13 protein-coding genes are annotated in these 8,448 nt (G+C 36.9%); 9 read left to right on the top strand and 4 right to left on the bottom strand.

What is annotated here, in order from left to right; all coding sequences use genetic code 11:
* Window positions 1-125: 125 nt before the first annotated feature.
* On the bottom strand, window positions 126-248 hold the full coding sequence (locus H5975_RS08990; protein ID WP_275086871.1) for a hypothetical protein: 123 nt from the start codon (window positions 246-248) through the stop codon (window positions 126-128).
* Window positions 249-516: 268 nt separating this feature from the next.
* Here H5975_RS08990 and H5975_RS08995 point away from each other — a divergent pair, with 268 nt between their 5' ends.
* Window positions 517-648 carry a hypothetical protein gene (locus H5975_RS08995; protein ID WP_275086872.1) on the top strand — a complete coding sequence of 44 codons (132 nt, stop codon included), beginning with the start codon at window positions 517-519 and terminating at the stop codon, window positions 646-648.
* A 197-nt stretch (window positions 649-845) separates the two neighbouring features.
* On the opposite strand, the gene H5975_RS06290 is transcribed toward H5975_RS08995, so the two are convergent.
* The 3 genes from H5975_RS06290 to H5975_RS06300 form a co-directional block, all read right to left on the bottom strand.
* Window positions 846-1,931 (bottom strand): tyrosine-type recombinase/integrase, encoded by a 1,086-nt coding sequence (locus H5975_RS06290; RefSeq protein ID WP_204785331.1) that lies wholly within the window; start codon window positions 1,929-1,931, stop codon window positions 846-848.
* A gap of 375 nt (window positions 1,932-2,306) precedes the next feature.
* Window positions 2,307-2,537: a hypothetical protein gene (locus H5975_RS08775; protein WP_239473161.1), complete on the bottom strand. Its 231-nt coding sequence runs from the start codon at window positions 2,535-2,537 to the stop codon at window positions 2,307-2,309.
* Window positions 2,538-2,692: 155 nt separating this feature from the next.
* A complete protein-coding gene (locus tag H5975_RS06300) occupies window positions 2,693-3,328 on the bottom strand; it encodes a helix-turn-helix domain-containing protein (RefSeq protein WP_204785332.1) in 636 nt (211 codons plus the stop codon).
* 118 nt (window positions 3,329-3,446) lie between these two features.
* Between H5975_RS06300 and H5975_RS06305 the strand changes: the two genes are divergently transcribed.
* The 8 genes from H5975_RS06305 to H5975_RS08780 all read left to right on the top strand — a co-directional run bounded on the left by H5975_RS06305 (window position 3,447) and on the right by H5975_RS08780 (window position 8,245).
* Window positions 3,447-3,662, top strand: a complete 216-nt coding sequence (locus tag H5975_RS06305; protein ID WP_204785333.1) for a hypothetical protein — start codon at window positions 3,447-3,449, stop codon at window positions 3,660-3,662.
* A gap of 57 nt (window positions 3,663-3,719) precedes the next feature.
* On the top strand, window positions 3,720-4,061 hold the full coding sequence (locus tag H5975_RS06310; RefSeq protein ID WP_204785334.1) for a hypothetical protein: 342 nt from the start codon (window positions 3,720-3,722) through the stop codon (window positions 4,059-4,061).
* Between the two features lie 257 nt (window positions 4,062-4,318).
* Window positions 4,319-4,585 carry a helix-turn-helix transcriptional regulator gene (locus H5975_RS06315; RefSeq protein ID WP_204785335.1) on the top strand — a complete coding sequence of 89 codons (267 nt, stop codon included), beginning with the start codon at window positions 4,319-4,321 and terminating at the stop codon, window positions 4,583-4,585.
* A 249-nt stretch (window positions 4,586-4,834) separates the two neighbouring features.
* Window positions 4,835-5,212: a hypothetical protein gene (locus H5975_RS06320; RefSeq protein WP_204785336.1), complete on the top strand. Its 378-nt coding sequence runs from the start codon at window positions 4,835-4,837 to the stop codon at window positions 5,210-5,212.
* A gap of 105 nt (window positions 5,213-5,317) precedes the next feature.
* Window positions 5,318-5,614, top strand: coding sequence for a hypothetical protein (locus H5975_RS06325; protein ID WP_204785337.1), 297 nt, complete (start codon window positions 5,318-5,320; stop codon window positions 5,612-5,614).
* Window positions 5,615-5,646: 32 nt separating this feature from the next.
* Window positions 5,647-6,264, top strand: a complete 618-nt coding sequence (locus H5975_RS06330) for a MarR family transcriptional regulator (RefSeq protein WP_204785338.1) — start codon at window positions 5,647-5,649, stop codon at window positions 6,262-6,264.
* Window positions 6,265-6,933: 669 nt separating this feature from the next.
* On the top strand, window positions 6,934-7,107 hold the full coding sequence (locus H5975_RS06335) for a hypothetical protein (RefSeq protein WP_204785339.1): 174 nt from the start codon (window positions 6,934-6,936) through the stop codon (window positions 7,105-7,107).
* Window positions 7,108-8,026: 919 nt separating this feature from the next.
* The gene (locus H5975_RS08780) at window positions 8,027-8,245 is read left to right on the top strand and encodes a primase-like DNA-binding domain-containing protein (protein WP_342590535.1); all 219 of its coding nucleotides are present in this window, start codon (window positions 8,027-8,029) and stop codon (window positions 8,243-8,245) included.
* The last annotated feature ends 203 nt before the right edge of the window (window positions 8,246-8,448 follow it).

Consider the following 8,448-nt stretch of genomic DNA (forward strand, 5'->3'; position numbering starts at 1 on the left):
AATAAAAGAGTCACATACCCTAAAAGTATGTAACTCGTAAAACTATACCAATTTAGCGAAAATTTCACGATTTTGTTAAACCAACACTAAATGATGTAGAGCCATAAAAAGTCCTTAATTTTAAACTATTTGTTTAAGTTTTTTGCAATGAGATCTAATTCAAGGTTTGCACATTCGTTATCTAATTGATCACGATCTTGATCAGGTTGAACCTCAAACATCTTAAATTTTAAATCTTGATTGGACATGATAATCCTCCACTAAAATTAATTATTAAATTGGTTTAATAAAGTGAATACCTTTATCTTTTTGACACCATCCATATTATCCTAAATTGGTATAGGTAGCAAGAGGTTTTAATATTACAGTTTTGACAAACGTTTTCCATTACCGGTATAATCAAGAAAACTAAATCATTTATTATGCTTCTGAATGGAAAGGTTGCGATTTACACCACATTTAGTTATAATCGGAATGTTGATTATTAACGATAATAAAAAAGGAGGCACATTTGACATGCGTAAAGCACATCCACATGGCGTACAAGGCCGTCGCCCAATTGCTCCTAAGTACAAGCGGGCTTTAAAGGAAAAGAAGATTGAAGAAATTCGTAAGTGGGCTAAAGAAAAGCCAGCTGACGAAAAGTAATCTAAAAAAGGACCCTTCTGAGGGTCCTTTTTTGTTGTCTTAAAATTTTAATTTGGTGTAAAGATAAAATAAAAAGGCCTTGATATATCAAGGCCTAAGTCCATTATTAAATGCCCAAGGCAGGCACCAAAATAGCACCTTAAACGTTGATATATCAATGTTTTGTTCTGATTCGGTAGCAGTTTGGTAGCAAAAAATCATAGGTCAGCTAATTTGCTAATAATCAAAGTATCATTCTTTGCCTTGTATTCATCGATCAAATAAGAGTACACCCGTAGCGTAGTAGTGATATTAGAGTGTCCTAGACGCTTGCTGATTGCGTAAACATCGACACCTTGCCCGATCAGATAGGCAACATGAACATGACGTAGTGAGTAGAACGTGAAGTTTTGCTTTTTGATACCGACATGGTTCATAATACGGTGTAGACATTTATTTAAAGCGTTCGATGTTGGGATTGTTCCTAAACCATTCATAAAGACCATCGTTGAACCATTAGCCTTTAAATCTGCAAGATGTTTCAGTAATTCACGATTAACTTTAATTGTTCGATTACTGGTTGAAGTCTTAGTAGGTTTAAAGGCTTTTTTATTTTCGTCCCATGATTTGTTGATAGTAATGGTGGAATGGAGGAAATCTATATCTTTCCAAGTCAAGGCTTGCACCTCAGCTTTACGCATTCCCGTATAAATTGCCGTTAAGATCATGTAACGGCTGGTGCTTAAATGGTTCAGGTTTTGAACTACCGCATCTTTGAGCCTCGCTAATTCAGCATTGGTTAAGTATTCCACATTAACTTTTCTGGAGCGGTCATAAACGATTTGCACGTTATGAGTAAAATCTTTCGTGATAACATCATCATCAATTGCATAACCGACACAGCTTCTCAAAGCACCGTTTAGTTTGGTGACACTATCCTTTGCATGATTAGCACCATACCAGTTAATAAAGCCTTGATAGTCAGAACGTCTAATATTAACCAACTTAGTATCATCAAAATAATCATGAATTGCCTTACCGATGACTTTATAGCGGTTCTTAGTAACATCCGTGATATTTGATTGCTTGTAGAGCTTGAACCAGCGGTCATAGTAAGCAACCAAAGTAATATCTTGTAAATCCATGTTCCGTTGATCAAGTTCTTTTTCTAAATCATTGCCCGCTTGTTGGGCTTGCCGTTTGAGCTTGAAAAGCCCCGCACTTTTAACGTGTCGCTTGCCGTGTTTGTCGTAGTAGGTAGCGTAACCGTAATATCCTTTATTAACTTTCTTTGTATAACTCATTTTCTATCATTCCTTTTTTCGCACAGCTAACCAGCGCAGTGTTATGTATTTGAATGATATGGGGTCAGAATTGACCCGTGAGCGATCTTTAAATAGTTAATGGGTGATTTATCGGAACACAGTTAAAACGTTACAGAAAGTAAAATAATCAGCAAACAATTAACGACCATTATTCATAAGATTTTTGGATTGAATTTCACCAGAGGATTTCATGGTATCAGGAACGGAATTTAACGCTTGTTGTTGTGACATTCCGCTATGATCCATTAGGTATGCTGCTGGTGACTCGCCGTAGCGATTAACAAAGTCACTTAAATCACTAGCAGGCGGTAATTGACCGTTATTTTGTGACGCTTGTTGTTGCCCGTTGCTTGCTTACGCCTGTTGCTGTTGGTTCTGCTGACTAGACGCACTGACAGCGGATGAACTACTAGCATGTTTACTTTTGTTAACCTTTTTTGAGCGTTTAGCTTTCTTATGGCGTTTAACCACCTTTGAACTAGACACTTTACTACTTGAACTTGCTTTCTTGTTGGGGTTGCTACCGCAAGCGGTTAAGGATAGACCAGCAAGGGCAACGGCGCAGATTAGACTAATCTTTTTCATTGGCTGCACGCTTTTCTTGAACATAAAGGACAATTCGCAAAATCAAATTTAAACCAGTTAGAAAGATTAGCAATCTTTCAAAACCTAAACCATCTTTTTTCATAAATGAACCTCCCATAGCTTTTAACGTCAATCACGCTTGGACGTAAGGAATACTACTTTTTATTACTTTTGTCGGCTTTATCATCCGTTTTGAATGGTTGAGTTTCTAAAAATTCGTTTATCGCTTTCAGAGTTTTAATTAACTCATCATCGTTAACAGTAGCCGTTTCGTAAACTGAAGGGGAGGCAAACATTGGTTCTTTGCCTATTGCCTTATAGAATAGCCAATCAATAATTTTAGAAAATTGGTTTAATTCTTCTTTTTTTATTTTTTCATTTGGCGAAGACGGAACCATTTTGGTAATTAAAGCAGACGTATTAGAAAAAACCCTAACTAGCAATGCTTTGTTTTCTATTGACAAAGAATATTGTAAAGACTGTACAAAATCATGGGTTAGACGGTCACTCATCCCTTGCACCATCTCACTTGACCAATGGTCGCTGCCTTTTATTGTATCCAAAAATCTAGATTGATTATCAATTCCTTGAAGATATGAAATAGGAACACCAAAAAAATCAGATAATTTTAGCCAAGTGTTTAATTTGGGCTCGTTTTTCCCATTCTCCCATCTTGAAATAGTTGCGTAACTAACATTTTTAATATTTGGGGCGAACTCATTGAAGGCTTTCGCAAATTCTTTTTGTGATAAGCCTTTTTTCTTTCGCATTTCTTTTATTCTATTTGCCATAACTTATTCTCCTCAAAGAATAGATTAAAACTTTTTACACAAAATGTAAACAAAGTATTGACTTTACACAAAATGTAAATTAATATAATTTACGAAAAATGTAAACGGAGGCGGAATTATGGACATTTTTTCAGAGAATGACCAACGGCAGTTGTTGACCATTAAGGGGCTACATAGATTAACCCGTAATGATTTATCAACTCAAATTGGTGTTTCTCAACCAACGATGACTAAACTTATTAATTCACCAGCACCAATGGCGTTGCAAAGTGATATTTATAAGCGGTTTAAAAATTGGCTAGAGAAGCAAACAGTCGCAACTCAGGACAAATAAAAACCATCCGCTCAAACGGATGGCAAGAACGTTAAATTTTTTTGGAGGTATTTAATCATGGAAAACACACAAAACATTGTAATTTTGGCACAAGGCGACCAAGTTTATTGCGAAAAGGCAGTTTATACAGCTACTAAAAAGGGGCTGGAATTAACCAAGCTGCTGGACAACAAAGACGACCAAAATAAAATCTTTGCTAAGCGTCAAGCTGACGGGAAGAGCATTCTACCGCTTGCAGGTAATGAAAAGATTAGTTACGCCGGAGAAGGGTATTTATTTGCACAAGTTGATCCATCAATTGCCAATTCGCATGTTCTGGTATGGAATGATGGTTTACAAATTGCCCTTAATGAAAGACGCACCAAAGATGATTTTGCAATTATTGGTTCTCAAAAATAAGGCGGTGTTAATCGTGATTGATGTAAAAGATATTGCACTAACTGAAAGTGATCGTAACGAAGCAAAGCATGTACTACATGTTTGTCAATTGGGGAGGGCAAAAGTCCCGTTTCTGAATAGATACGATCAACACACGATAGATTTAGCAATCAAGATCATTAACAAGCTACTGGAGCCCAAAGCGCACCCCATTATCACATTTTCACTTGATGAGTTCTTTACAAGATGGGGCTAGTTAGAAAGCGAGGTAATCGAAGATGGAATTTACTTTTACCATTCCCGACAGCGCTTTACAAGACGCATTGACGGAGCGCATGAAAACCTATAAACCCGTTGATCCGTTCCCCGCAATCATGGACAAACAGACCGCATCTAAATTTTTAGGATGTGGACGAGCGACCCTTGATAAATGGATCAAAGAATATGACGACTTTCCCGTTGCCGTGATCGGCGGTAGTTATCGTTTTACTAAGTCAGATTTAGAGCAATGGGTCAAGTCACGCAGTCAGAAACATAGTCATTAATAACCATAGCTAACCAGCGCAGTGTTATGTATTTGAATGTGTGGACATGATGAGAACACAAATACGGAATGATTTAAATTTATGTATGGATATTGAACTGACAAAAAATGGGGCTTTGCTACTCTGGATCATTTTAAACGTGATTATCGGTGTGTATTTAAGCCCGTACGCTGTTTTAGCAGTTCATGTTGTAGAAATACTAAGGTGGTTTAGAAGTCACTGGAGAATTGAAATTAAGGGGGTCAATGAATGACAGAACATCAATTAGCATTATTCAAGCTACCAACGATTGATGAGCAAGCCGTCAAAGGTGAAACCAATGTTGAACGTCAGGTATTAAGGCTACTACCTTACGGGTCAGAGAGCCCCATATCACGAAGCAGGGTTGCGGATACCTTAGGGGGTGATGTAAGAGCCGTTAGTAATATTATTGCCTGTTTGACCAATGAGAGTGTCCCTATTGGAATGGATAACGGCTATTACTTGATCAGCACCGAAGAGGAGTTGCAGCGTACTTACACTAACATTCGAACCTCTGTACTTTCGATGATGCTGAGGGCGGAACGTTTGAAACAGAATTACTACAATCAATTCAAGGACACAAAAAAAGCCGTTCATGCTGACTAACTACCACACCAGACAGCAAAAACGGTTTTGAAAGAGTAAGGCGAGCTAACGACTAGCCCGCTTTATTCATATTATCAGGATATGAACAAAAGGGGAACCAATACCATGAAAGAAACATTTGATATTAATAAGATTGAAAGCCTTGTTGCAGATCAAGAAAACGTCAAAGGCTTATTAGACCTATTAGTAGATATTCTACAAAAGATCAAAGCGCCAATTGCTGGAGCTGATTATCAGGACTTATCGGACGTTTCAGACCAACAAATGACTGGAGTTGTAGTTAAGCTGTTACGCAATGATGATGCTTTGTCGTCAATCATTCGTTTTTTGCAAGATATGAATACTAAGACGACCAGAACCATCACGAACGAAGTTAATCACTACTATCAAGATGCACGTTAGCATTAGTGACGGTTATTTAAGGTAACATAATTATGAGTAGCGAGGAATCAATCAAAAGGATTGTTCCCGTTGTAAAGGTTCCCTATGGATTAGTTCAATCTGTAAAACCAGCGTCAACAATTCTTTATGCTAAATTATTAGTACTCAACCGTAACTTTAAGACTATTACCACGAGTAGGGAAACACTAGCACAGTATCAGCATTGCGGTGTTGATTATATCAGCAAACAAATATCGGAATTATCTAGTTTGGGATGGGTAATCGTTGAATATAACCATATTGGAGGGAAAACAACATGGCAAATCTTCCCTTTGATGAGAAATAAAAAGCCGTATTTAGCAATTCCTTATCAGATACTGAATGATGTTCAGCAGGGAGCTATAAATTATCGTGAAGCGTTACTTTGTAGTTTGATATATGATGATGCTTTCAAACATGGTCAACGTCAAAGTAACTTGTCTAATCAAAACATAGCTCTGACACTGAATATAAGCAAAAGTGCAGTCATACGTAACCTAAAAGAATTGTACCAAAAAGATTATGTATTCTATTTGAAAGATGATGAGCATCAAAGAGTATTAGAGCTTAACCTTGATTATCAATCTGAAAAAGAAGTTTCTGAATTTTTTAACGAATTAAATGAAGATTAATGAGGTATTTACAAAGTAGGGGGGTGTCATTTTGTACAACTAGTGGTAGCAAATCGTACAACTAGGGGTGTTATTTTGTACAACTGGGGGGTGTCATTTAGTACGACCAATAATAAGTATTTAAATAAGGTCACAGGACTAAAAATAAGGTTGTTCCCTCATGGTCACAACGAGAAATAAGGTCGTACTCTGACTAGCACGACTACTGAACCGATGACTGAAAAACCGTTCACGGATAACCCGTTATCGGTCATAATGTATTTATAATATTCTTTTAAATAGTTAAAAATGGAACAGTAAAGGGACGTTGAAACATCAATCAACGCCCCTTATTGCTTATCTAATAGTATTTGAACCCCATCTAGTGAGTTGTAACCCTTTGCTAATCAGCAATGCCCTATGGCGACCAACATGACAACTAACATGTAAACCACCTTGTAAACTATGTTGGTACTGTTTAGTACCATCGTTAGGTACAGAGGCATATACAGTATTAACTACACTGTTAGGTGCACTGATAACACCACTAATAAGCACACAGTTATCACTACTGACATCCGTAACCCTTGATGTTATGCAATTGGACAAGTTGTCCTAGTGGAGATGCCCGAAGTGATAAATGCACGATATAGCCGTTTAGATAGCTAGATATAGCTGATATATAGTTGCATGGCTCCGAGACCCTTACTACAACTATTAACGTTAAATAGTAGTAGCAACGGTAGTAGCAGTAGCAGAGATAGTAGCGGAGATGTTTCACGTCATTGTTTCACACAAGGGCGGATGCCTAACGATCATAGCCAAAAGGAAACACTATTACGTTTTTACCCTGCTAATTCTTAAATTTTGCCTTGCTATGAAGCGAGTATCAGTGAACTAATATAATTAATCATTTAACCATTAGAATTGGTCAGAGAACCTTAAAATGAGAATTAGAATATAACAAAAAAGCCCATTGCCTTATTGTCAGCAATGAGCAAAGTTAAATTGTAATCATGTTTGAGCTTGTCAGCAGTTAATAAGGGCGGCAAGGGCGCATCATAAAAAGGCGACATTTTCGACACTCTAAAAAAATAATTCAGACATTTCGGACGCCCTGAAAAAAGAGAGGTAATAAAATGACAATTCTAAATAGTTTTGATGATTGGATGTTTTACCGACTAATAGCCAGCCAATACTTTTCATATCACGTTAGACCAAGCCCATTGGTGGACTAATGGGGTGATGATGATTGTGGTTGTTATAGTGATTTTGATTTATGCAACAGTAGAACATTGGCATTAATGGCATCCGCTTAAATGGATTCTAACCGACTAATCATCTTTGAATAGAAAGAGCGTTGTATTAGTGCTAATCATTTGTAATTAAAGGAACATTAGGCGGAAAAGGTGAAGTATTTTGTGAGGTTGAAATGATGAGTGCAAACATGGTTAATAATTTAGCTTTTGGTTTTCTGCTAGAGGTACTTATTCAATTTATTTTTTCGCAGTTCAAAAGATAGTTAAACGAACTAGGCTGGTTAGTTTAACTAACTCTTTAAGTAACGGTTTAACTAATGGTTTAATTTAAATAGTAGTTTAACTATCACTTTAATTAAGTTTGGAGGTAACGCATGGGCTGGTATAAAGGGAAATATGTATTTAGTCAACGTAGCTTGTCAAAATGGTTTGATGCAAGCAAGCACAAGAAAGATAATTATTTCAGAATTCGGAACCGTGACTAAGCGGATGTTAATGTTGTGAAGTTTGTTTATAGCCCGAACGTGGTTAAGAATCGGCGGTTATATTCGCCTTGCACAACAGTGTATAAGCATTATTTAGAATATTGTGACCAGCAAGGGATCACCCCACTAGGCAACCGTCAATTCAAAAAGAACATGCAACTACTCGGTTTTGTCTACCAAAAACATCATCGTTTTTACGCTGGTTATTATCAGAATAAGATAACCACCGCATATAAGAACATTGGTATTAGGTCATAAACTAAGAACAAATAAAACTGTTCCGTACCTTATCCAATTCTGAAATGCCGATATAACAGTGATCTGGCTAAAATAACGTGTACAAAATTGCACATTATCGGGGATGTTTGTAGTTAAAAGAATGTTGTTAAAAATGGGGGGATGTTAGTAATGCTGTTATTCCTTGATGATCAATTTTTACCGTATGCAGTCGGTATTTTATG

It is taken from the genome of Limosilactobacillus coleohominis (assembly GCF_016901675.1).
In the GTDB taxonomy this organism is placed as follows: Bacteria; Bacillota; Bacilli; order Lactobacillales; family Lactobacillaceae; genus Limosilactobacillus; species Limosilactobacillus intestinavium.

Bases quoted from the DNA above. Each gene is read 5' to 3' on its own strand.
- H5975_RS08990 (WP_275086871.1), bottom strand. From the start codon at position 248: ATGTCCAATCAAGATTTAAAATTTAAGATGTTTGAGGTTCAACCTGAT.
- H5975_RS08775 (WP_239473161.1), bottom strand. From the start codon at position 2,537: ATGAAAAAGATTAGTCTAATCTGCGCCGTTGCCCTTGCTGGTCTATCC.
- H5975_RS06330 (WP_204785338.1), top strand. From the start codon at position 5,647: ATGAGTAGCGAGGAATCAATCAAAAGGATTGTTCCCGTTGTAAAGGTT.
- H5975_RS06290 (WP_204785331.1), bottom strand. From the start codon at position 1,931: ATGAGTTATACAAAGAAAGTTAATAAAGGATATTACGGTTACGCTACC.
- H5975_RS06310 (WP_204785334.1), top strand. From the start codon at position 3,720: ATGGAAAACACACAAAACATTGTAATTTTGGCACAAGGCGACCAAGTT.
- H5975_RS06325 (WP_204785337.1), top strand. From the start codon at position 5,318: ATGAAAGAAACATTTGATATTAATAAGATTGAAAGCCTTGTTGCAGAT.
- H5975_RS06315 (WP_204785335.1), top strand. From the start codon at position 4,319: ATGGAATTTACTTTTACCATTCCCGACAGCGCTTTACAAGACGCATTG.
- H5975_RS06320 (WP_204785336.1), top strand. From the start codon at position 4,835: ATGACAGAACATCAATTAGCATTATTCAAGCTACCAACGATTGATGAG.
- H5975_RS06335 (WP_204785339.1), top strand. From the start codon at position 6,934: ATGGCTCCGAGACCCTTACTACAACTATTAACGTTAAATAGTAGTAGC.
- H5975_RS06305 (WP_204785333.1), top strand. From the start codon at position 3,447: ATGGACATTTTTTCAGAGAATGACCAACGGCAGTTGTTGACCATTAAG.
- H5975_RS06300 (WP_204785332.1), bottom strand. From the start codon at position 3,328: ATGGCAAATAGAATAAAAGAAATGCGAAAGAAAAAAGGCTTATCACAA.
- H5975_RS08995 (WP_275086872.1), top strand. From the start codon at position 517: ATGCGTAAAGCACATCCACATGGCGTACAAGGCCGTCGCCCAATTGCT.